This window comes from Erwinia sp. PME.40.26/001 (genome assembly GCF_055556675.1).
On sequence record NZ_JBVHNP010000273.1, the window covers coordinates 1 to 258 of the forward strand.

1 protein-coding gene is annotated in these 258 nt (G+C 43.4%); it reads left to right on the forward strand.

The genetic code is table 11. The features are described 5' to 3' along the window. Positions 1–258 (forward strand): aminotransferase class I/II-fold pyridoxal phosphate-dependent enzyme (locus tag ACZ3HG_RS24160; protein ID WP_465334974.1); only part of this gene is annotated, 258 nt, incomplete at both ends.

The window sequence follows — 258 nt, forward strand, 5'->3', positions numbered from 1 at the left end:
AGCTGTTAAGGTTGAAAGTCAACTTAAGCTTGTTATTAGGCCTATGTATTCGAACCCTCCTCTTCATGGTGCTTCTATCGTGGCTACCATACTTAAGGATAGTGCTATGTTCGATGAATGGACTTTGGAGCTGAAGGCCATGGCTGATAGGATAATTAGCATGAGGGAGCAGCTTTTCAATGCGTTGAAAATCAGAGAAACACCTGGGGATTGGTCCCACATCATTAAGCAGATTGGGATGTTTACTTTCACTGGGCT